The 22,728-nt window shown below is 43.4% G+C and carries 15 protein-coding genes; 6 read left to right on the top strand and 9 right to left on the bottom strand.

What is annotated here, in order from left to right:
* Positions 1-30 precede the first annotated feature (30 nt).
* The 4 genes from R7E51_RS10025 to tesA all read right to left on the bottom strand — a co-directional run bounded on the left by R7E51_RS10025 (position 31) and on the right by tesA (position 5,736).
* The gene (locus R7E51_RS10025; protein WP_206957515.1) at positions 31-1,686 is read right to left on the bottom strand and encodes an ABC-ATPase domain-containing protein; all 1,656 of its coding nucleotides are present in this window, start codon (positions 1,684-1,686) and stop codon (positions 31-33) included.
* A gap of 71 nt (positions 1,687-1,757) precedes the next feature.
* Entirely contained in the window at positions 1,758-3,671 is a 1,914-nt protein-coding gene (locus R7E51_RS10020; RefSeq protein ID WP_047101140.1) for a bifunctional diguanylate cyclase/phosphodiesterase, read from the bottom strand.
* A gap of 180 nt (positions 3,672-3,851) precedes the next feature.
* A complete protein-coding gene (fabV, locus tag R7E51_RS10015) occupies positions 3,852-5,051 on the bottom strand; it encodes an enoyl-ACP reductase FabV (RefSeq protein ID WP_104976092.1) in 1,200 nt (399 codons plus the stop codon).
* Between the two features lie 82 nt (positions 5,052-5,133).
* Complete coding sequence (gene tesA, locus R7E51_RS10010; protein ID WP_005376324.1) at positions 5,134-5,736, bottom strand: multifunctional acyl-CoA thioesterase I/protease I/lysophospholipase L1; 603 nt, start codon at positions 5,734-5,736, stop codon at positions 5,134-5,136.
* Between tesA and R7E51_RS10005 the strand changes: the two genes are divergently transcribed.
* From R7E51_RS10005 to R7E51_RS09995, 3 genes are all read left to right on the top strand, one after another.
* On the top strand, positions 5,735-6,427 hold the full coding sequence (locus R7E51_RS10005; RefSeq protein ID WP_005376323.1) for an ABC transporter ATP-binding protein: 693 nt from the start codon (positions 5,735-5,737) through the stop codon (positions 6,425-6,427). The two genes, tesA and R7E51_RS10005, sit on opposite strands and share 2 nt — an antisense overlap.
* Positions 6,427-8,883, top strand: a complete 2,457-nt coding sequence (locus tag R7E51_RS10000; RefSeq protein WP_206957517.1) for an ABC transporter permease — start codon at positions 6,427-6,429, stop codon at positions 8,881-8,883. The genes R7E51_RS10005 and R7E51_RS10000 overlap by 1 nt, the downstream gene beginning before the upstream one ends.
* Positions 8,884-9,235: 352 nt before the next feature.
* A complete protein-coding gene (locus tag R7E51_RS09995) occupies positions 9,236-10,675 on the top strand; it encodes an FAD-dependent oxidoreductase (protein WP_025767775.1) in 1,440 nt (479 codons plus the stop codon).
* A 28-nt stretch (positions 10,676-10,703) separates the two neighbouring features.
* On the opposite strand, the gene R7E51_RS09990 is transcribed toward R7E51_RS09995, so the two are convergent.
* Genes R7E51_RS09990 through R7E51_RS09980 form a run of 3 tightly spaced genes read right to left on the bottom strand, consistent with a single transcriptional unit; the run spans position 10,704 to position 13,074 of the window.
* On the bottom strand, positions 10,704-11,639 hold the full coding sequence (locus R7E51_RS09990; protein ID WP_005376316.1) for a biotin-dependent carboxyltransferase family protein: 936 nt from the start codon (positions 11,637-11,639) through the stop codon (positions 10,704-10,706).
* Entirely contained in the window at positions 11,636-12,319 is a 684-nt protein-coding gene (locus R7E51_RS09985; RefSeq protein WP_005376314.1) for a 5-oxoprolinase subunit B family protein, read from the bottom strand. Before R7E51_RS09985 ends, R7E51_RS09990 begins: the two co-directional genes overlap by 4 nt.
* Positions 12,319-13,074 (bottom strand): 5-oxoprolinase subunit PxpA, encoded by a 756-nt coding sequence (locus R7E51_RS09980; protein WP_005386314.1) that lies wholly within the window; start codon positions 13,072-13,074, stop codon positions 12,319-12,321. The genes R7E51_RS09985 and R7E51_RS09980 overlap by 1 nt, the downstream gene beginning before the upstream one ends.
* Positions 13,075-13,393: 319 nt before the next feature.
* On the opposite strand from R7E51_RS09980, the gene R7E51_RS09975 reads away from it, so the two are divergent.
* Positions 13,394-15,352, top strand: coding sequence for a diguanylate cyclase domain-containing protein (locus R7E51_RS09975; protein ID WP_085569032.1), 1,959 nt, complete (start codon positions 13,394-13,396; stop codon positions 15,350-15,352).
* A gap of 54 nt (positions 15,353-15,406) precedes the next feature.
* Positions 15,407-16,423: a UDP-glucose 4-epimerase GalE gene (galE, locus tag R7E51_RS09970; protein ID WP_005376309.1), complete on the top strand. Its 1,017-nt coding sequence runs from the start codon at positions 15,407-15,409 to the stop codon at positions 16,421-16,423.
* Between the two features lie 335 nt (positions 16,424-16,758).
* On the opposite strand, the gene R7E51_RS09965 is transcribed toward galE, so the two are convergent.
* Positions 16,759-18,897: a TonB-dependent hemoglobin/transferrin/lactoferrin family receptor gene (locus R7E51_RS09965; protein WP_206957519.1), complete on the bottom strand. Its 2,139-nt coding sequence runs from the start codon at positions 18,895-18,897 to the stop codon at positions 16,759-16,761.
* A 231-nt stretch (positions 18,898-19,128) separates the two neighbouring features.
* Between R7E51_RS09965 and R7E51_RS09960 the strand changes: the two genes are divergently transcribed.
* Positions 19,129-20,016, top strand: a complete 888-nt coding sequence (locus R7E51_RS09960) for a LysR family transcriptional regulator (protein ID WP_017634152.1) — start codon at positions 19,129-19,131, stop codon at positions 20,014-20,016.
* A gap of 77 nt (positions 20,017-20,093) precedes the next feature.
* On the opposite strand, the gene R7E51_RS09955 is transcribed toward R7E51_RS09960, so the two are convergent.
* Positions 20,094-22,727 (bottom strand): bifunctional acetate--CoA ligase family protein/GNAT family N-acetyltransferase, encoded by a 2,634-nt coding sequence (locus tag R7E51_RS09955; RefSeq protein WP_085569030.1) that lies wholly within the window; start codon positions 22,725-22,727, stop codon positions 20,094-20,096.
* Position 22,728 lies beyond the last annotated feature (1 nt).

The following is a 22,728-nucleotide window of genomic DNA, read 5'->3' as shown; positions in this document are numbered from 1 at the left end:
GATTGAACTGTCTCTGTCAGCGTATCAAAACTAGCATGATGACTTAAACTGAGATTTTCGCATGCGGTTGAGGGCAGCCATAACGTCTAGTGTGCGTGGTTTGGCTAAGTCGCCTTGCTTAGGAAGAGCGGCATGCCACTCACCAGACAGCATTTCTTCAATCTCCTTCGCCGGATGATTACACCAACCTGGAAGTTGAGCAATTTGGAACCATAACCAGCCAATTGTGTTGACTTCATCGGCTGACTCTATCTGTTCCAAAGCGCTAAGATCAGTAAACTCTTTACCAAATCGAAGTGACTCTTTGCCTTTCGCATTCACACGGAACTTGCCGTCAGTCAGAATATTCATCAACGCAACGCGGTTCAGTGCTCGAGGTGGGAAGGTCTGTAAACGTTCTTCTGACTCGTTATGGCGTTGAGTAGGGTGCTGAGCGATAACTTCTTTCGCTTTTTCAGTCACATCAACGGCTTGGTAGTCGTGCATTTGAATGACGGTATCGGCAACGTCTAAGTAGTCGCCCGACCCACCCATAACGATAATGGTAGAGATATCAAGATCATCTCGTAATTGACCAATGCGGTCGACGAGAGGAGTAATTGGCTCATCACCTTTTGCCACCAATGCCTGCATACGCTCATCTCTAATCATGAAGTTGGTAGCAGAAGTATCTTCATCAATCAATAATGTGCTTGAACCCGCTTCAATAGACTCTTGAAGCCAAGCGGCTTGCGACGTTGAGCCTGATGCGTCTTGAGTAGAAAAGTCCGCCGTATCTTTACCCATTGGTAAATGGTTGATGTAGTTCGACAGGTTCAAGTGGTGTACGCATCGGCCATCTTCGGCACGAATCTTCATAGCCTTGTTATCGGCAACAATGTATTCGCGACCATCTCCTGGAATATGATCGTAAATTGAACGCTCTATTGCATTTAATAAGGTAGATTTACCGTGGAAGCCACCACCTACAATCAGTGTGATACCTTTTGGAATTCCTAATCCTGTGACATGGCCCTTGTTTGGCGCATGTAAAGTGACTTGTAGAGATTCAGGGGCTTTAAACTCAACGGCTTCTTTCATTGGAAGGTCGCAATTACCTGCAATTCGAGGAAGAATACTGCCGTTTGCGACAAACGCGACTAAGTTATTGGCCTCTAACTGTTCTCGTAGGGCATCTTGGTCTTCAACAACTTGGCAGTGCTTAATTAAAGCGGCTTTGTCGAGTTCACGCTCTAAAGTTGCTCGACGGATAAACTTAGGCAGGTGGAAAGTCAGTATGTTGTTGGCTTTTTTCCCCAATACTGAACGACCTTCGGCTGGTAAGTTAACTCGAAAACGCAGTTCAATACCTTCTTCAGTAAACAACACCGCGGTGCTATCCAGTACAGTTTGGCCTGTCAGTGAAATTGATACTGAGTTTTCTTGTTTAGCAAACTGTTCAAAACTACGCGCAATAAAATCACGTGCAGCTCTTTGAAATGCAGGAGACTCGTCTCTTAGCCACTCAAGACCAGTCAAAGACCATGCGCGAGTCGCACGAAAACGTGACGACGATGCATAAGGGTCACCCTGTACATGATCGATAAACAAAGTGAAATCAGTGAAGTCGTATTGACCTTTGATTTGCTGATAAGCTCGGTAGTTCTGCTTTTCAATTTTCTTAAGCGTGGCAGTCAACTGATCCATGAAGATATTGGCCTTTTAATAGAAGCGGGCGGCGATTATAGAAACCACCGCCCTCATAGTAAAGAGAATGCTTAGGAAGAGTAGGCGTATTGCCCGCCAGAAAGGCGCTGATTAAACAAACTTTGCTCAAATTCATTACAAGGCATAGGTTTACCATAAAGAAAACCTTGTCCGATATCACAACCCTCACCAATAAGAAACTGCTCTTGTTGGTGGGATTCAATGCCCTCGATCACTACTTGGAGTTCCAGTTTTTTTGCAATGTGTATGATTGAACAAATGATCTCGCGATCATCATCTGACTTTTCCATTTGCTGGACGAAGCTTTTATCAATTTTGATGGCATCAAACGGATATTTCTTTAAATAGCTGAACGAAGCATATCCTGTACCAAAGTCATCAAGTGACAATGTCACACCTAGTTTATGCAACTTATTTAACGTTGTGCGTGCTACTATTTCATCAGCAATTAGAGCGCTCTCGGTTACTTCGAGTTCGAGAAAGTGTGCTGGCAAATGGAAAGTGTCGAGTAGGTGTTGCACTTGTTCTGCAAAATTTACGTTTTGTAATTGAATGGGAGAAACGTTGACGGCAATTTTGAAGTTATCGATTAACTCAGACCATTGTTTCGCTTTGTCTATCGCGGTACGCAGAACAAAAGAGCCAACTTCAAAGATAAGCCCGTTTTGTTCGGCCATATGTATCAATGCTTCGTTGGAAACGTCGCCAAGTATTGGATGTCTCCAGCGAAGCAAGGCTTCTGCGCCAATCCATTTACGTGTTTTGGAGTCTACTTGAGGTTGAAAGTACAACACTAAATCGTCGTTACGCACTGCTTGTAAAAGGTAACTTTCCAGTTCATTGTGACTATTGAGATCAGCCGAATGATTTTCTCTAAAATAACTAAAAGGTTCGCCGGATTCTTTACATAGAAGCATCGCGTAACATGCATGTTGAAGGATACGCTTAGCATTGCTGCAATCTTTGTAAGCTTGAACTATACCGATATACGTGTGCAAATGTATTTCTGTTTTGTTGAAGACAAATCCATCTACGCTAATTTTAGTGATATCATCTAATAGTTGATTTAACCGAGCTTCAATATCCTCTCCCCAAATCAATAAAACCATGTCATTCGAACTTGGTCTACCAGTGATAAATCCGCTAGCACCGTGTCTGGTTAATCTGGAGTGAAATTCTTTTAAAATGTTGTCAAAGACCTCGAACCCGTGCCTGGTCTGAATACTGCGAGCGTTACTAAAACCAATGTTGATGACCACAAGCGATTGCTGATCACTATCAAGGGACTGTAAGGTGTATTGGACAATGTTCTCAAGTGCAGAACGATTTAGAAATCCAGTTCCCTGATCATGTGTTTTTTGGTAGCTCACTTGTTTTTCCGCGGCTTTACGGCGATCAATCTCTTGTGTTAAGGAGTAACTTAACTGGGCTAAATCCGTGGTACGATTTTCAATTCGACTCTTTAGCTCGGTGTTAAGTCGCTGAAGTTTATGTTGTTGGTACACAACTGAAAGCTGTGCTTCGATTGAATCTTTGAAAGTTTCAAGCAACTGACGGTAACTATCGTTGTACTCGTTTCTCTCAGAGTCAAGCATACAGATTGTTCCAAATGTCTCCCCATTTGGCCAGAATAGCGGTAAGCCGCAATAAGAAATCATGCCTAGTTTGATGTCTGGGTTATTTTGCCATTCTTCATCTTCAAGCGCATTGGGGATTACAAGCTCGCCTTTCTGTTCTATAACTTGCTCGCAATACAAACCGTTACCAAGCTGCTCTGCATCGCCAGTACGATAAGGATTACCTAGAGTTTCGCTAGATGTATTTACTTCTATGCGATCCGGATGGATACGCATAATTAATGTGGTGGGTACGTGTGTTATTTGAGCCAGTAAGTTGACGATTTCTTGCCAACTTCTTCGCATAGACTCAGGGATTTCGTAGTCTAATGTTTGCAATCTCCCCATATAGGTCATCCTTTACGTGGTTTCACTTCCTGTGAATTAAAAATGCAGACTGCTCTATTTTGTTCTCGCTTTTTAATTAAGTATAGGGTGGCTAGGGCTCGAAACAAAAAAAAGTCCTGAAAAGTGTTCAGGACTAGGAATAGTTGTCACATATCTCATCCTTGAAACAGGTAACAAGCATCAAGGCTTAAGCGACATTAACGATTCAATAGAAATGTCTTGCGAATAGTCGACATCTTCAAAGTTAAAGCCATTGAGCTTCATAAACTCATCTTTAAAACCTTTGTAATCACCAATCTCTTTAAAGTTATCAGCATTCATCTGTTCTAAAAGAGCGTGGACTTCTTGTTGAACTTGCGGTTCAAGTTCCAAGTCATCTATTCGAATCAAGCGTTCACCGTCAACTGGCACTTTCTCTTGATCGTATAACTTCGTAGTAAACAGTCGCTGCATTTGTTCAATACAGCGTTCGTGAGTACCTTTTTCCTTCATCACTCTATAAAGCGCTAACAGGTAGGGACTTAGCGCAGGGATGAATACACTGGCTTTCGTCACCAACGCCTTACACACGGTTGCGTAAGCACCGCCGTCAAAGTTGGCGAGTTTGAGGTTTAATGAATGACTGGTTTGGTGTAAATCGATTTTCGCTCGACCTAACGTACCATCGAGATAAATTGGGTGCGTAATGTCAGGGCCCATGTAAGAAAAGGCGATGGTTTTGCAGCCGTTTGCAATAGAGTCGTTATTGATGAGTGTGTCAATCCAGCTTTCCCAGTCTTCGCCGCCCATTACTTTAATGGTGGCATTGGCTTCCTCTTCTGTTGCAGGCGTTAAGGTGGTTTCTATCCACTTATCGTTCTCCAGCATGATAGAAGCGCCAGTGACAGGTTCACCAATCGGTTTAATGACACTGCGCCAAAACTCATCAGATTCAGGTTTAGGTCGAACACCGGTTGCCAAGCTATAGATGACTAAGTCAACTTCACCCTCAAAGTACGTTTCAATGGCTTCAATCACTTGATTGCGCACCGAACCAGAGAATGCATCGCCAACAATATTTATTGCGGTACGCCCGGCTTGATTTGCTTCCTTCTTAAAAAAGACGTTGTTATACCAACCCGCACTCCCAACCCCTTTCTCTGAAGGGCCACGCTCAAATGAGACGCCAATTGTATCGGCGTTAGCGCCACCGAACGTTAGGGCTATTCGGGCCGCTAGGCCGAAACCAGAGGAGGCACCAATAATCAAAACCCGTTTTGGGCCTTTTTTGATCTGTGGGGCGCGTTTTACGTATTCAATTTGCTCTTTAATAGATGCATGACACCCTTTGGGGTGCGCAGAGCGAGCAACAACACCTTGAATTAACGGTTCTATTCGCATGTTGTTATCTATCCTCGATGAGTGGAATTGAAAATAGATTAACGTAAAGTTACGTAAAACTTATTGAGCTAGACCATTAAAATTAGAGATGTTTAATTAATTCTTGAGCAACGAAATCAGCGATCCAAGGTTGTGCATCTGGTTTTGGGTGAAGGCCATCATCCATCATCCATTCTGGTTTGGTGACAACATGCTCTAAGAAGAATGGCATCAAGGCAACTTGTTGATGCTGTGCAAGCTTAGGGTAGATATCGTAAAACATATCGCTATAGCGCTTACCATAATTAGGTGGAACCCGAATTTGCATCATGACAACGTCCGCACCAGAATCTTTTATCATGGTAATCATTTTTGAAAGATTCGACGTAATAAGTTTAGGAGGGAAACCTCTTAGGCCATCGTTGGCACCTAACTCAATAAGTACCATGTCAGGGCTATGCTGAGTTAGCAACTGAGGTAACCGTGCTAAGCCATTGCCGGTTGTATCGCCAGAAATGCTGGCATTAATAACTGTTACATCTTGACCATGTTCTGACAACGCATCAGGGAGTAAGCTAGGCCAACTCTCTTCGATCGGCATCTGATAGCCTGCACTCAAGCTATCACCCAAGACAAGTAGCTTTTCGCTCGCATGTGCAGTAGCGGAAAAACAAAAAAATAGAACTAAGGAAAGTATACGAATCATGCAAACACCTGTACTTAATGCACCTATTGTTCAAGCCAATTTGGTTTCTAAACAAGTCTCTACTAATCAAGAACAATTAACAATCCTCAAAGACGTAAATGTTGACATCCGAAAAGGAGAAAAAATCGCCATCGTCGGAACTTCCGGTGCAGGTAAGTCAACATTGATGACGTTGCTAGCTGGTCTTGATACGCCGACATCAGGCGAAATTACTTTATTAGGTCATGAATTATCAAAACTGGACGATGAAGCACGTGCGAAAATTCGGGCTGACTCTTTAGGTTTCGTTTTCCAAAGTTTCTTGTTAATCCCGAGTTTGAGTGCATTACGTAATGTCACGCTTCCTTGTCTTTTACGTGGTGAAGCCGAAGATGAAGCAAGAGCAGCGGAATTATTAGCTGCTGTTGGATTGGAAAAACGTGTCGACCATTTACCAAGCCAGTTATCTGGTGGTGAACAACAGCGAGTTGCGCTAGCGCGTGCATTTATGACACAGCCTGAGCTGTTGTTCGCAGACGAGCCTACCGGCAATCTTGACCATCAAACCGCAGACAAAGTGATTGAGCTGCTATTCGATCTTAATGAACAGCACGGGACAACTCTGATTTTAGTAACACACGATGGTCACCTAGCAAGCCGATGTGACCGTATCTATCGTATGGAGGCGGGTGAGCTTAAGGAGGAGATATAATGTCTGCAGTATCATCAAGTGAAGCAACATCCACAGAGCAAAACAGTACAACACAGCACTCGCCGAATAAAAGTTTGATACGCTGGAGTTTCGGCGAAATAAGGCAGGGGAATCTTTGGCCTATTAGCGTTGCTCTTATTCTCGTGATTGCGAGTATCTTTGCGCTTTCTGCATTAGCAGAACGAATGGAGCAGGTGATCGTCAAGCAGGGGAAGGACGCATTAACGGCAGATGCGGTGTTTGTGTCTGCTAATCCCATTCCGGACATGTTGTTAGCCTCGACTGAAAGCCTTGAACGTTCGACGATGACACGCTTTGCCACTATGGCATTTAGCGATAATGGTATGCAGCTTATTTCTGTAAGGGCGGTGGATGATAATTACCCTTTAATGGGAGAGCTCGTTCTTGAAAATAATCCAGCCGGTCGCGTTAAAGAGAACCAACTCTGGCTTGATGAGCGGATTATGACTCAACTAAACGTAAAATCAGGTGACAGCGTCACGATAGGCGATGCCGAGTTTACTGTATCAGGCGCAGTATTGATGGAACCAGGCTTGAGCTTTAATCCATTTCAGCAAATGCCTTCTGCATACATTCATCAAAGTGACGTAGATAAAACAGGAGCAATTCAAGTTGGGAGCCGAGTTCAATACCGTCTGTTTTTACAAGCCGATGACAAAACACTAAAGAGCTTGCAAGATGATACGCAGCTTTCTCCGAGCGATCGCTGGCGCACGCAAGATACTGCCAGTCGTAGTAATGAGGTTTTTGAACGCACGACGCAGTATCTGTCGTTGACCGTAGCGATTGTCATCATTATGGCGGCGACAACATTGGTTCTTACTTGTCAAAATTACGTGAACAGCCGGACACAAACTATCGCGATGTTGAAAAGTCTTGGTGCGAGCCGCCGATGGATTGAAAAGTGGTTATTTATTCAAGTCACAATCCTTCTCATTAGTGCCAGTGTCGTCGGCCTACTGCTAGGGAGCGGGTTGGAGTATTTATTACGCATTCCACTCAAAGACTTATTGCCCGATCCACTCCCTAGTTACGGCGTCACACCATTTTTGGTGGCATTTATCTCTGCAGTCTTGATTACTGTTCCCGCTCTCGGTATACCATTGTTAGGCTTGATTAAAACTCCCGCGTTAGAAGTGCTACAGCAGGGCAAAGCGCAACGTTCCTGGAAGCGAATGTTACTTGTTCTAGTTCCCGTTGTTCCATTGCTTTTACTGTATGCAGATAACACCTTAGTTTGGATCGTGCTCACTGGTATAGCGGTACTGTTTGTGGTACTCGCAGCAGTTAGCGTCACACTCACAAAGCTGTTTGCACGTGTGTCAACCCATCCTGCAATGAAGCTTGCGTTGAGTCGTATCAACCGGACGCCAGTAACCAGCGGTCTACAGTTTGGTGCTTTGGCATTATCTTTGATGTTGCTGTCTATCATTTGGCTTGTGCGCAGCGATATTCTCGCTGATTGGGAGAGAACCTTACCTGCAGACGCGCCAAATGTGTTCGCTTTAAACATTGGTGATTATGAGCTCGATAACTACCTAGAAACCCTAGATAAAAATGGAGTTACGCGGTCACAAGCTTATCCAATAATTCGTGGACGACTAACAGAGATTAACGGTCAAAATGTTAAAGAGGTTGAGTACGAAGGAGAAGGTTCTGACGCGATACGTCGAGAGCTAAACCTGACATGGGGAGATACCCTACCAGAATATAATGACGTGCTTTCGGGTGAATGGACAAACAAAGGGAGTGTATCTGTAGAAGCGGATGTAGCAAATGACTTAGGCATCAAACTCGGTGATACGCTGCGCTTTGTAATAAACAGCCAGAATTACGATGCAGTAGTAGATACCATCCGTTATGTCGAATGGCGTGACATGAAGCCTAACTTTTATTTTATTTTCTCATCTGACGTGATGGCTAATTTACCTGGTTCTTACCTCATCAGTTATAGGATTGAAGAAGGAAATGATGCGTTGTTGACGTCAATGTCACGTGCTCACCCAACGGTCTCTGTTTTAGATATCCGAACTATGGGCGAGAAAATTCAGGCTTTGATTCAGCAAATCGTATCAGCAATCACCATCCTTGCTCTTTTAGGCGTTGTTGCTGGTCTGCTGCTCATCTTTACGCTACTGAGGTTAAGCTTGTCCCAACGCCAACAAGAGATTCGTTTGTATCGCACATTAGGTTCAAGTAAGAAACGGATCAACACAACCCTGTGGGCCGAGTACGGAATTATGGCGTTGATTGCTAGTGGTGTTGCGGTATTCGCTGCGGAAGTTTGTGTGGCCGCAGTCATGACATATGGGTTCGATCTCAATGCACAAATTCACCCCGAATTGTGGATAGCTTTACCGCTTGCAACATTTGTTACGTTGGCACTTGTAGTGATGAGTTTGTTGAAAAGATTGTTAACGCCAGTAAACACTTAATCGCAGCGAGTGTTATCAAATTTGGAACACTCCATGACACTTTTATTTTAGTTATCCACAAAAACAGTGGATAACTTTTGGGATAACTAAATGGGGTAAAAAGTGGGGTGTTTCTGCAGGCTTTGCGCCATGGGTCTTACAGTGAAATTCTTATTCACATAGACACAAAAAAGTGTCTTCTTAACCATGTCGTCAAGTACTTTTTCGCAAATTTTTTCTACTTTAATGCACTTTACAGGCGCTGTTGGATATTTCGCAAACCCATGAACTTTTTGTGATTTTAATCAAGTCCAAACACGAGTAGAATTCACCGTTAGTAAAGAATTTTCCTTATAAAATTTTTAGTGAAGCAATGAAGTCTGAGTTTCCAAGTTATAAAGATAAGCATATCGCTGTTGTTGGTGGCGGTGTAGCAGGTGCAACAGCAGCAATTCATTTTGCGGAGCTGGGTTTTAAAGTTTCCGTAATAGAGAAGGGCGTATCACTAGTAAATGGTCCACCCATTTGTCATTTGCATGCTGGTGGTAATTTATATCGAGAGATTTCCGAGCAACAGTGCTTAGACTTGTTAGCACAATCTATTGATACTGTTCGCCTGTATCCGCTTTCACTGAATATTCGTCCGACAATCATCGCGGTTCCTCATTCCGATGGTGGAGACCCATCCACACTAATTCCGCGATTAGAGGTTGTGAAAAGTGCTTATCAGACGCTCGTTGATAAAGATGAGAGTAATAAAGTGCTCGGCGAGCCAAGCAAATACTACAAACTGTATTCAAAAGCGGAGCTAGAAGCTCTCGCGCAACGTACTCAACCAAGTCATCCTACAAACTTCGATGAGTGGTGCATTCCTTTTGCTCAACATGCTGATCTTGAAGCGCTAAAGTATCCTGTTGTCGCAGTTCAAGAATATGGTTGGAGTGTTTTTCGCCTCGCCGCAATTGCCAACTTAACACTAGATACGCTTCCTAATGCTTCGGTCTTCACACAAGCAACGTTTAAGCAAGCCGATTGGATGGGGGAACACTGGCAACTTGGCTATGAACGTGAAGGTATCGATTACCTGATGACATGCGACTACTTGGTTAACGCGTGTGGCTTTGAAACAGGCTCAATTGACAACACAGTTGGTGCCAAGCGAGACAGGTTGGTGGAGTTTAAAGCCGCTTACGTTACGAGGTGGGCAGACTGTCAACAACAATGGCCAGAAGTTATTTTTCATGGCCCGCGTGGAACCGATAAAGGAATGGCTCAATTGACGCCTTATGGCGATGGTTACTTTCAACTTCATGGTATGACAAAAGGAATCACGCTGTTTGAAGATGGTTTAGTGGAGAGCACGAACTCATCTGCTCAACCTGAACTGCCTATGCCTTTACTCTCGAAGATCCGTAACGGCTGGAGAGAAGAAGTGTTAGAAGAGCGAACGAACAACGCCATCAAACACATGGCACAGTTCATTCCCGACTATCACTCTGCTGTAAAAGGAGGAAAAGCATTATTTGGCGCTCAGCAAATTCCCGGCACAGATCCAGTACTCAGAGCGGCAGATGTGACTTTTGAAGATAACCACTACGCGAGAATAGAGGTGGTAAAAGCGTCATCGACACTACTCGCAGCGCAAAAAATGCTTCAATTCTGGTTTGACATCGATCCTAACCAAAATGTGGAAACACAGCATCCGGTCGCTGTGAAGTGGTCTGAACAAGAGGTCGAGCAGTACGCGATTAAACTCACTCAAGAGCGAGGCTATCCACAAGCTTTAGCAGTGCGTTATGGTATGCCTGCATAATCGGCTGTGTTTGGGCTCAGTGGTTGTATTAATACCCAAAAAACTGAGCCCATTGGCACCATACTTCTTGCAAGCCTAGTCTATCTCCTTTCACAAAATTGACTTTTTGTCCGGGTTTCGCCTGTGCCAGTCTAGGTAAGTCAATACGAGCTACGCAGCCAAATTTAGGATACCCGCCAATAGTCTGGTGATCGTTGAGCAGCACAATAGGGTTACCATCGCTAGGTACTTGAATTGAACCTAATGCAATTCCCTCTGATAGGACGCCTTCGTAAGGTGGACGAATGTTATTGCCCTCAAGACGGTAGCCCATGCGATTCGAATTTGGGGAGATGATGAATGCTTTGTTATAAAATGCTTGGCGAGCGTCTTCATCAAAGTCCTCGTTCTGATAGCCTTCAATCACTCTCAGCTTAATGGGTAAGTTGTAATCTGGCTTAAAGCGAAACGTCATTTGCCTTGGTTTACGTTTCGGTAAGTTATGAGGGACAAAGGGAAGAATATCACCAGCTTTCAAAGCGCCACCATTTGAATCATAACCACCTAGAGATTCTCGCAAGACGGTCGATGCGCTTCCTAAGTGCTGAGCAACATTGAATCCACCTTTAACCGCTAGGTAGGAGCGAAGTCCATTCCTTGCGACTCCGAACTGAAGCTTCTGTCCTTTTTTCAACGTAAAGTCAGACCAATTTGAAATAGGTTCACCATCTATTTTCGCATTTAAGTCACCGCCACATATAGCAAGGTGGCAGTTATGCAATGCAATAAAACAAGCGTTACCCAGAGTAATTTCAATCGCAACGCAATTGACTACGTTACCAAGCAAATGGTTGGCCCAACTGTAAGCATAGTCGTCGACCGGGCCACCTTGAGTCACACCGACATGCGCTAAGCCAAAACGACCAAAGTCTTGAACTAAAGAGAGCGGTCCTGGCTTTTCCACCAGTAATCCACCGTAACTCATAGTACGCCTCCTAAATCGATAAACTCTTGTTTTGAAATAGCATTAAAGGTGACCTTGTCACCCACTTCAAACGGTATAAAAGGAGGAGAGTCGGAGAAGAGCGCAAGCGGGCTTTTACCAATAATGTTCCATCCGCCAGGACTATCTGATGGATAGACGGCCGTTTTAGAGTCTGCGATTCCTACACTTCCGGCCGGCACTTGAGTTCTTGGTGTGGCAAGCCTTGCCATGTGCAATTGAGTATCAACGTCCGAGAGAAATGCAAAGCCTGGAGCAAAGCCAATTGCAGAAACCGCGTACTCGGTTTTCGTATGCAGGGTAATAAGATCGTCTAATGACAGACCTCGCTTTTTAAAACGAGATAGATCTAACGCGGTTTCTTCAGAGTAATATACAGGGATAGTAATGTGATTCGGCTGGGAAAGCTTAAGTGATTGAGTATCAAACTGGCTCACGATTTGTTGCAGCTCATTGGCTAAGTTCTTTTCGTTGATTCGAAAAGGTAAGTAATCAATGAGAATAGTTTGATAGGAGGGGACAACGTTCATAACAATTGAAGCGAAAGTTTCTCTTATGCTGCGAGCAAGCTCTCCGACTGCATTTTCAGAAATACTCTCATCAAACTTAATGAAAATACTGCACTCGGAGATCAAAGAGATATTAAATTTCTCTTTATGCATTAATTTCCTCCAGCGTATAGGCTTTGGCGGATCTTTTGGATCAGCGCGATCGACTCTTCATTGTCACCATGAACACAAATTGTGTCGGCTTCCAATAATATGTAACCGCCTGAAGCGGTTTTGACACGCCCAGAGTCAGCTAAGGTCCGGACTTGCTCAAGTATCGCGTGCTCGCTTTTTAACACGGCATTGGGCTGTGTTCTAGGAGTCAGTAAGCCGTCATCTTGGTATAAACGATCTGCAAATGCTTCAAATAACAAGGGAACATCATAATCGTCTGCGATTTCTAAGTATTTTTCGTTTTCCTGTGAAGCTAGGATCATTAACGGTACTTTGAACAGTGCTGCCGCCTTTACTACCGCTCTAAATATCGCATCACTTTTCATCATGTCGTTGTATAGAGCACCATGAGGCTTTATGTAACTGATGTCTGTGTATTGCGCCCGGCATAATGCTTGTAAAGCACCAACCTGATATATAACCATGTTCGTAATTTCATCACCCGTCATGCTTATGCTTCGTCTGCCAAAGCCTTGTAGGTCGGCGTAACCTGGGTGTGCGCCAATATCAACATCGTTGTCATTCGCTAGGGTGATAGTGTCGTGCATGACATTAGGGTCGGAGGCATGAAAACCACACGCGATGTTCGCCATATCAACATGGGGCATCACGTCTTCATCTGCGCCCATACTCCAAGAGCCAAAGCTCTCGCCCATATCACAGTTCAATGTAAGTTGCTGTTTATTCAATGTCATACGTTTTATTTCTACACAAGCAATGGGGTTACGATGCAGGAAAATGCATCTAGGTTCAGTGACTCACTTCATTCTTCTATCATGAAAACGAGGCTTTTTGAGCAGATAGGTGACGAAAAAGATCACGTTAGTCCATAAAGATGTTGCCGTTATTTGAGTTGATCCGAATTTTGAGGTATTTCGTTTCTTTTCCATCCAATTTTTGAGAATTTAAGGTTATTTTGCATTAGCATCGTGTTAATCTTGTCGCCCTTCATGGGTGATAGATTGCATAATGGTTCTTCTGTCATTTTTGTGGTTGTCTGCGACAGGAATATATATGTCATTACGAGCGAAGCTTATTTGGCCTCTTCTGGTCTTTTTAACGGCTATCTTTGTTATCTCAAAAGGTTACACCTCGTATACTGTATACCAATCGTCTAAGCATGAACTGGTCGAGCAGACAAGAAAGCTGATTAACAATGTTTCTTTCTCAATTAAAGATGCGCTGACAACAAAGGACAAGCAAAAAGCTCAAACTATTCTCGCCAACTTTTTAAACCAGCCAAATGTAACGCGGGTCAAACTTTATGACCAAGATGACCAACCATTCGCTGTTATGGAGATAAGTGGGGCACTAGCACCCGTTCCAAGTCAAACCGAAAGAAGTAGGTTGCACGCTCTAGGCTATGCCTTATCAACCAAATTTCTTTATGTTCTAGAGCCGATTATCCATGATGGCTATGTCATTGGTAGCATGAGAGTTACGCTTTCTCATCGCCCAATTGTAGAAGCCATACAATCTTTACTTCAAGATGGCGCTTTACTTCTTCTGTTTCTGATCGCTGGTGGCACTGTTTTTTACATAAGTATCGAGAGGCTTGTTCTCAAGCCCGTTATGGAGCTTAGCCGCTTAATAGAGAATGTGACACACGGACGAAGCACGGAAAATCAAGCACGCTATTACGCCAACGATGAAATTGGAGAGCTCGCGAGATCTTTCAATCAAATGATGAATAGGTTAACAGTACGTGAGAAGCAGCGGCAACATTCGCTAGACACACTAGAACAAAAGCGCGCATTTTCAGAAGAGGTTATCGAATCTGTTCAGCATGCATTAGTTATTACAGACAATTCCGGACGTGTTATTCATTGTAATACGGCGACCCAGCAAATATTTCAAAAAAAATTAGATGAGCTTAAATATGCCAATATTCGTGATCTAATTAAAACCAAAACACCGAATGAGCTGAGTCAGATCCTGAGTCGAGGCCTAGAGTGCGATGATATTCACCTCAAAAATGCAGATAACGAACAGCAGTTGAGCCTAACCAGTCGTCGCCTCTCGACACATGAATACTTACTGTTTTCGATTCAAGATATCACCGAAATTGAAGAAGCCATAAACCGGCAACGTGTTGCGGGACGTGTTTTTGAAAGCAGCCAAGATGGTCTCATTGTTCTTAATCATCGCGGTGTCATTACGATGGCAAACCCTGCCGTCACTAAGTTAGTCGGCTTAGAGGTGGATCAGCTTATTGGGAAGTCATTCATCCAAACGCTAAAGTGGCGCAAGTTACAGGAAATGATGCCTAGTATCATCGAGTCGATAGAAAATTATGGCGTTTGGCAAGGTGAAGTTATCGAGAAGAACCATATTGGTCAGTTTGTACCGATGTTTGCTCGAGTCAATCGTATCGTTAAGTGTGAAGACTATGGTTTCTATGATCTGGTTATTGTTCTTACCGACCTTTCCGGCGCAAAAGAGATGGAACGATTAGAGCATTTAGCTCATCACGATGCTTTAACGGGGTTAGCCAATCGATCTAAGTTCCATTTAGAGTTGGAACAACTAGTACAACGCTCTGGATACTTGCGTGACGAATTTGCAGTTTTGTACCTCGATCTGGATGGATTTAAAGAAGTTAACGATACCTACGGTCATGATGCAGGTGATGAAGTTTTGAAAAAAGTTTCCGAGCGTCTAACATCTGCGACGAGACATAGTGATTTAATCGCAAGACTTTCTGGTGATGAATTTGTCATGTTGGTTAATCCCGCCAATCAAAAAGTGGTCACCCGAATAGCAGAACAGTTGCTCGAGAGCATATGTGCTCCAATTGAGTACAAAGGTCACTTACTCAAAGTTGGCGTTAGTATCGGCGTAAAATTAGTCGGCGTAAATGAGCGCGATGCTACTCGAGTTTTAAAAAGTGCGGATACGGCAATGTATCAAGCAAAGAAAGCCGGAAAAGGCCAAGCAATATTAATGGGATGCGAATTACAAGAGACAGTTTAAATCGTAACGTCAAAGCTTTAAACTAACCCAATTCGCGTCAGAAGGAATAATAAAATGAAAGTACTCGTTACGGGTGGTATGGGCTATATCGGTAGTCATACGTGTATTCAAATGATCGAAGCTGGCATGACGCCAGTGATTCTAGACAACCTGTACAACAGTAAATCTACGGTATTAGATCGAATTGAAAAGGTATGTGGTGTAAAGCCAACCTTCATTAAAGCCGATATCAGAGATAAATTGGCGATGGTAGAAGCACTAAAGTCGCACAATATTGAAGCTGTTATCCATTTTGCAGGTTTAAAGGCCGTCGGTGAGTCTGTAGCAAAACCTTTAGAGTATTACGACAACAACGTTAATGGCACGTTAGTATTGGTTGATGCAATGCGTGAAGCCGGAGTTAAATCGTTGGTATTTAGTTCATCAGCGACTGTATATGGTGATCCTGCATCTGTACCCATCACAGAGGACTTTCCAACTAGCGCAACTAACCCATATGGGCGCAGCAAATTAATGGTAGAAGAGTGTTTAACCGACTTCCAAAATGCGAACCCTGACTGGAGCATTACACTTCTTCGTTACTTTAACCCGGTAGGTTCACATCCAACAGGCGAGCTAGGTGAAGATCCTCAAGGTATTCCCAACAACTTAATGCCGTTTGTTTCTCAAGTTGCGGTAGGGCGCAGAGAGTTCCTTTCTGTGTTTGGTAGTGATTATCCGACCAAAGATGGCACAGGCGTACGTGATTATATTCATGTAATGGACTTATCCGATGGTCACGTTGCTGCATTAGAAAAAGTAGGTAGCAAAGCTGGCCTTCATATCTATAACCTCGGTACTGGTAACGGCTACAGTGTACTGGACATGGTGAAAGCATTTGAAGCCGCAAGTGGTAAAGATGTCCCATACCAACTTGTTGAGCGTCGTCCAGGTGATATTGCAGAGTGTTGGGCGGATCCATCAAAAGCGATGAATGAGTTAGGTTGGAAAGCAACTCGCACTCTAGAAGAAATGACTGGCGATACATGGCGCTGGCAGTCTACTAACCCTCAAGGTTATCCAGATGCCTAATCTTTAATTTACATAATAGTAACAAAAAGGCGCATAATTGCGTCTTTTTTGATCCAAATCGGAAAAAATCGTAAATTACTGGTTAAAAGGTAGCAAGTATATATAGAGCTGTTAAACTATGCCCGACTCTTAATTTGGGTTATAAATTTTCTCGTAGCTATTGGGGTAGTTCATGGAACTCGGTCTGATCATCACTTTCATCATTGCAGCAGCAGTAATGGTGAAAAAAGAGATGGCAAAACAGTAAACTTTCATTTTTCATACTTTTCTTTACATTTTTGAAATGAAAGCCATAAAAAAAGCCAGCATTACGCTGGCTTTTGTGTTTTTAAGGTTTAGAACTCGTATTTAACACTAATGTTATAATTACGCTCAGCTTGCGTTTTGTCTCGACTTAACTCAGTCTTACCGCGAACATCGTTCCAAAGATGGTATTCTTCATTCGTTAGATTCATAACACCAGCACGAATGGTTATATCTTTCATTGGTTTGTAGTACGCCGTTAAGTCAACGACTGTCGCAGACGGCAAAGCAACTTGGTCTTTGATTCCGCCTTTATCACCATCAGAGTTGATATCACTGTTCGATTTCTTAGCCGTGTAGTTTACTTTTAGGCTTGTCCCCCAAAGTGCATTTGGTGAATCGTAATTTACAGCAGCTACGGCATTCCATGGGTTTACACTGTTCAAAGGATTACCATTACCATCTTCACCTTCTGTGTATGCTGCAACAAAGCGAGTTGTCACGCCTGATGGAAGACCAGCAATGGCATGCCAATCAAGACGGTTAGAGAGCTCAACCCCTTTAATGTTTGCTTCACTAATATTGATATTTGTGAATTCAGTTAAACCACCATTGTTTGATGACGTTTGCTCAATAAAGTCACTGTAATCACTGTAGTAGAACGCTACTTCAGTTGCAGACGCTGCAGTGTTATGACGGTAACCAAGCTCATAAGACAAACTCTTTTCAGATCCCAAATTTGGGTTAGGGCGGTTGGTATAGCCATGAGCCGGATTATCGTAGGTGTAGTAAAGCTCGTCGAACGATGGCGCTCGGAACCCTTGGCTCACTTGCGCGAAGATCGTGCCAGGTTGCGATACAGAGTAAGTTGCTCCTAAACGACCAGTTAATGCAGAGTCGCTAAACTTCTCGAATGACTCTTCAGAAGTATTTGAAGGATTAGTAGAGAAGTAATCGTAACGCACACCTGGAGTCAGAATTAGCTTGTCATTAAGAAGCGAAATTTCATCTTGCAAGAATAAACCAAAGCTTTCTTCTTTTGCATCCGGTGTGTAAACGTAAACAGTATCTGGCGTGCCAGGATCGGAATTAAACTCGCGATTGGTATTACTGATGTCACTATGTTTGTACGATATTCCGTAAACAATATAGTGATTTTGAATCTCTTTATCTAACTGAGTTTCGAATTCAAATTTGTCTTCAGTATATTCGTAATCTTTTTTCTGTTGGTTGTCACCACTAGGCGGTACGTAAGGTGGGTAACCTGGGCTGGCTTCGATAAAGCGATTAGACACGCCGTTTTCTTCTTTACCAATCCATGTAAGCTTGGACGTGATCGTATCCGAGATAGCTGCATCTGCAAACCAAATGTGCTTGAGCCCAATGCGATTTTGCTTGGTTGTGTCTTCAGCGTTGAAGTTTTTGTAACTTTTATGTGCGATCTCTGAGTCAGTCTCGTTGTAAATAACTTCTCCCAAGAACTCCAAGCGATGAGCGTCATTCAATTGAGATTGAAGTTTTACCAATAGATCGTTTTTGTAATAATCTTGGTTGTCCACAGAATAGTTATCGTAAGGCGCCTTAGAGAAATTTTGTAGCTCTGCACCATCACGGCGTGTAAAGGCTATAAGTGCTTCTGTATTACCGAAACGCTTTGCTAAAGCTACATGCTCACTAAAAGAGTTATCTTCCGATGAATAAGAGAGTTTAGCTTGACCACCAAAGTCTTTACCATCTTTGAGGAAATCCTTCGGATCTTTTGTTTCGAATGCGACAACACCGCCAATTGCATCACTACCATGTAGGCTAGAAGCTGCTCCTTTAACAATTTCGACACTCTTTAGCATATCGGGGTCGACAGTAACGGCACTAGAATTGATAAACGAATATGGTCCACCGCTGAATACACCTGGTTGAGATGCACCGTCTACTAAGATTTTAACTCGTTTACCTTCCATCCCGCGAATGTTAATACTTTGGACGCCTTGGCGTTGAGTGCCATTAACAGTAACCCCTGGCGTATACTCGAATAGATCATTCAAGTCCTTTACCATGTTTTCTTCGATGTCTTTCTCTGATACAACAGCAACAGAAGCAGCAACAGTGTTTATGGTTTGGTTGGTACGGGTGGCCGACACAACGACTTCTTCAAACTTAGAAGCTTCTTCCGCATAAGCAGTATGGGAAAGGGCAACTAAAATGGAGGCTGACAAAATTGATTTTTTATACATTGGCTTCAATACCTTAGATCCATAATAGGTAACAACACGCGGATATTAATGGATCTAAATGGTAATTACTATCATTACCATTGTCATTTATTGATTTGTATTGAATCTTCTTCTTAGGCTATGAGCATTCCTAGTCTTTAGTTATCAATATGTTATATTATTTGTCGTTAGTTCTTGATAAGTTCATCCAAATACAACGAATGTGATGAATGTCACATTAAGAGAGGCCATGTGCAGAGTCCAATTACGTTAGAAGCACTCCATATTCTAGATGCTATTGATCGAAGAGGGAGTTTTGCTGCTGCTGCGAATGAGTTAGACAGAGCCCCGTCATCGCTGAGCTATCAAATCCAGAAACTCGAGCAAGACTTAGACATTATTATCTTCGATCGCTCTGGTCACAAAGCCCATTTTACTGAAGCAGGTAAGCTTATTCTTGAAAGAGGAAGAGCCATTTTACAAGCCAGTGAAAAGTTAGTGAACGATGCAACGTTATTGGCGAATGGCTGGGAACTGGATATTACCATTGCCTTCGATGGCATTATTCCTATATCCAACTTTTTCCCGATGGTTGATGCGCTGGCCGAGGTCAGCTCAACTCGAGTCAGGCTGCAAGAGGAGATTCTGGCTGGTAGCTGGGAGTCTTTGAATACGGGGAGAGCTGATTTACTGATTTGCCCATCACTGGATACGCTTCCTCAAGAAGTTAAGTCAGAAAAAATTGGTAAAATGAGTATGTATTGGGTAGCTTCCGCTGATCACTATGTTCACAAGCGTAGTGGTAAGTTTGATGAAGCAGCGCGAGAAAAGTATCGGATTATTGCTATTGCAGATACCGCACGTGAGCAACCCGCGCTCTCAATTAATATCATTCAAAAACAACCTCGCTTGACCGTCACCAACTTTACGGCAAAAGTAGAAGCGCTAACTGCAGGTTTAGGCATTGGTACATTACCAAGCCAAATTGCACAACCTCTTATTGATAGTGGTGTATTGAAACGAATCGAAGGCACTGAAGAACAGCCGATGGATATTATTTTGGCATGGCGCCGGAACACTATGGGTGAGGCAAAATCCTGGTGTATTCAGTACTTAAAAAAGAATTGGAAACTAAAGTAACAACGTAACTTTTACTTCTTAGATTCCCATTGATTATCGAATGTAAGAAGTAAAAGTCATCGCTAATGCTGCGCTTTTCAATTTAAAGGGAGCACCATATCTGCCGTACCGTCTGCAAACTGGACATCGATCTCAAACCCCAAGTTCTGAGCCAACATCAACATTCCTCTGTTTGTTGGCATGGTCATTCCAGACATTTGCTTTGTGCCTTTAATTTTGCAATAGCTGATTATTTTCTGCATCAGCACTTTGCCTAAACCTTTTCCTTTCAAATCTGAACGAACCAAAATAGCAAACTCAGCGTCACTATTGTCTGGTGTAATCAATGCGCGGGCTACCCCTATGATAGACGGTCCGTCAGTATTAAACGCTACCGCAACAAACGCCATTTCGCGGTCGTAGTCGATTTGAGTAAAGTTTGCCAAAGCCTCATGGTTGAACTCTCCAACTTCAGAAAAGAAACGCTTATAGAGATCTTCTTTCGATACGCTATTAATGAATTGAGCATGCAGCGGCTCATCCTCAGGCAAGATAGGGCGAAGCAGGATAGGTTGGCCATCTCGAAGCGTCACCGTTTCGACAAACTCTGCCGGGAAAGGGCGAATCGCTAGCCGTTTTTGGGCGTCTCCTTCGTACTTACACAGTGTGACATCTGCATCAAGGATAGTTAAATCGCTTCCGGACACCAGTACTGGATGGATATCCAGTTTTTGTATTTCTGGTAACTCAACTGCCATTTGGGAGATACGAACCAAGAACTTCGACAACTCAGTAATATCGAGCGCATCTTTGTGTTTCTGCAGGCGAATCTTTCCAGACTTTAGGGCAACAACGACAAGGTAGCGCGCAAGCGTCATGTTCAAAGGAGGAAGTGCAGCGACGGCATCTTGGGCGATATTCCACTCAGAGCCGCCTTGACCAAGCAAGATCACTGGTCCAAAGACTTTATCTACTGCAATACTAATCCGTAGCTCTTCAGCGCTGCCGAGCTTTGCCATCCCTTGTACTAACAGCCCATGTACATTGGCGGAAGGGTAACTGAGCTTTACGGTATCTAAAATGGATAGCGCTGCGTTGGAAACTTCTCGACTGTTTCTTAAATTTAGAGCAACACCGTGAACATCCGATTTATGAGGAATGTCTGGAGAACGCAATTTAACCGCAACAGGATATCCAATATTTTCTGCCATATGAACGGCTTCAATGTCGTCAGATGCAATCCACGTAGGCAAAACGTTAAACCCGAACAGCTTAAATAATGGGCTGGTTTGATGCGTATCCAAGGTGACTGTGTTTTTATCCAGTAGTCGTTCGTTTACCCATTCTTTTGCTGAACTCACACTTCCAGAATGTAATGGCTCTGCCGTCGTTGGCGTTTCCATTAGTTGTTTCTGGTTTCGTCTGTATTCGACCAAGTGCATGTATGCTACAACCGCACTTTCAGGTGTTCTATAGGTTGGAATGCCTGCTTGAGTAAAGGCCAGTCGCGCTTCTCTCGACGTTTGTTCTCCTGACCAGTTGGTCAAGATATTAAAATGCTTATGCCGAGGGTGAGATTTGATGGCATTAATAACGACTTGAGCAGTTTCAAGAGGATCAGAAACAGCAGAAGGACTATGCATAATCAATATCGCATCTGCACAGTCGTTATTCATCAGTGCGTTAATGGTATCAATATAGCGTTTTTGGGTTGCGTCACCAGACAGATCAATTGGATTTCGAGCACGCCAGTTGGATGGAAGTACTGCTTGTAATTGCTCAATGGAAGCGTCATCAAGCGTTGCGAGTTGGCCACCACGTTCAATCAAAGTATCAACGGACATAACAGCAGGGCCGCCGCCATTGGTGATGATCGCTAAACGCTCTCCACGAAGTGGCACAGAATGCGTGAGTGTTTCTACCGCGGCAAAAAGCTCATGCGTATTGCTGACTCGTAACATACCAGTTCTGCGAATAGCAGAATCGTAAATTACGTCAAGTGTATCTCCGTCTTGCTGCTCAAAAGTATTCATCTCTTTAGAGCGGCCCGCTTTTAGCACCAATATACGTCGGTTACGTGAAGCGGCGCGCGCAGCAGACATAAATCGGCGAGCGTCTTGGATATTATCAACATAAAGCAGAATAGCTTCAGTGTTTCCATCCATACTCAAATAGTCGAGCAAATCTGCAAAATCGATATCTTGTCCGCGCCCAATCGAAATGAACGAAGAAAAACCAATGTTCTTATCATTTGCCCAGTCTAAAACCGTGGTACAAACCGCCGCGGATTGTGAGATGAAAGCAATTTTTCCGGGTTTAGCTGCAACAGGGGAAAACGTGCAGTTAAAATTGTGCCAAGGAAGGATGATACCTAAGCTGTTTGGGCCTAAGACTCGAATGTTCAATGATGAGATATCTAAAGGATTAGGGTCATCAGAGATAACAATCGCAAACGGTGTGCCTCTCTCATCTAGCTCTTTAAGCAATTGCTCGTTACGTGAAACGTTCGTACACAAAATTGCAATATCTGGCGTATAGGGCAGGGAAGCTACATCAGGGTAAGCGATCACGCCAGATACGGCTTTATATCGCGGCGTTACTGGCATAATCGCGCCACCAAATCCACTTTGTAGAAGGTTGCGCATCACAACATGTCCTGCTCGCAATGCTTTTTGAGATGCCCCAATAACGGCCACAGAGTTGGGTTTAAAGAGTTTATGTAGTTTATTCATG

Origin of the sequence: Vibrio sp. Vb1166 (assembly GCF_033338695.1) — a bacterium.
GTDB classification, from domain to species: domain Bacteria; phylum Pseudomonadota; class Gammaproteobacteria; order Enterobacterales; family Vibrionaceae; genus Vibrio; species Vibrio alginolyticus.
Note: the sequence above shows the minus strand (reverse complement) of the source record. Positions and strands in the feature narration are given on the sequence as shown.

What these genes read in the sequence shown, in the direction of transcription:
- R7E51_RS10025 (WP_206957515.1), bottom strand. Translation starts at nt 1,686, where the DNA reads ATGGATCAGTTGACTGCCACGCTTAAGAAAATTGAAAAGCAGAACTAC.
- R7E51_RS10020 (WP_047101140.1), bottom strand. Translation starts at nt 3,671, where the DNA reads ATGGGGAGATTGCAAACATTAGACTACGAAATCCCTGAGTCTATGCGA.
- fabV (WP_104976092.1), bottom strand. Translation starts at nt 5,051, where the DNA reads ATGCGAATAGAACCGTTAATTCAAGGTGTTGTTGCTCGCTCTGCGCAC.
- R7E51_RS10005 (WP_005376323.1), top strand. Translation starts at nt 5,735, where the DNA reads ATGCAAACACCTGTACTTAATGCACCTATTGTTCAAGCCAATTTGGTT.
- tesA (WP_005376324.1), bottom strand. Translation starts at nt 5,736, where the DNA reads ATGATTCGTATACTTTCCTTAGTTCTATTTTTTTGTTTTTCCGCTACT.
- R7E51_RS10000 (WP_206957517.1), top strand. Translation starts at nt 6,427, where the DNA reads ATGTCTGCAGTATCATCAAGTGAAGCAACATCCACAGAGCAAAACAGT.
- R7E51_RS09995 (WP_025767775.1), top strand. Translation starts at nt 9,236, where the DNA reads ATGAAGTCTGAGTTTCCAAGTTATAAAGATAAGCATATCGCTGTTGTT.
- R7E51_RS09990 (WP_005376316.1), bottom strand. Translation starts at nt 11,639, where the DNA reads ATGAGTTACGGTGGATTACTGGTGGAAAAGCCAGGACCGCTCTCTTTA.
- R7E51_RS09985 (WP_005376314.1), bottom strand. Translation starts at nt 12,319, where the DNA reads ATGCATAAAGAGAAATTTAATATCTCTTTGATCTCCGAGTGCAGTATT.
- R7E51_RS09980 (WP_005386314.1), bottom strand. Translation starts at nt 13,074, where the DNA reads ATGACATTGAATAAACAGCAACTTACATTGAACTGTGATATGGGCGAG.
- R7E51_RS09975 (WP_085569032.1), top strand. Translation starts at nt 13,394, where the DNA reads ATGTCATTACGAGCGAAGCTTATTTGGCCTCTTCTGGTCTTTTTAACG.
- galE (WP_005376309.1), top strand. Translation starts at nt 15,407, where the DNA reads ATGAAAGTACTCGTTACGGGTGGTATGGGCTATATCGGTAGTCATACG.
- R7E51_RS09965 (WP_206957519.1), bottom strand. Translation starts at nt 18,897, where the DNA reads ATGTATAAAAAATCAATTTTGTCAGCCTCCATTTTAGTTGCCCTTTCC.
- R7E51_RS09955 (WP_085569030.1), bottom strand. Translation starts at nt 22,727, where the DNA reads ATGAATAAACTACATAAACTCTTTAAACCCAACTCTGTGGCCGTTATT.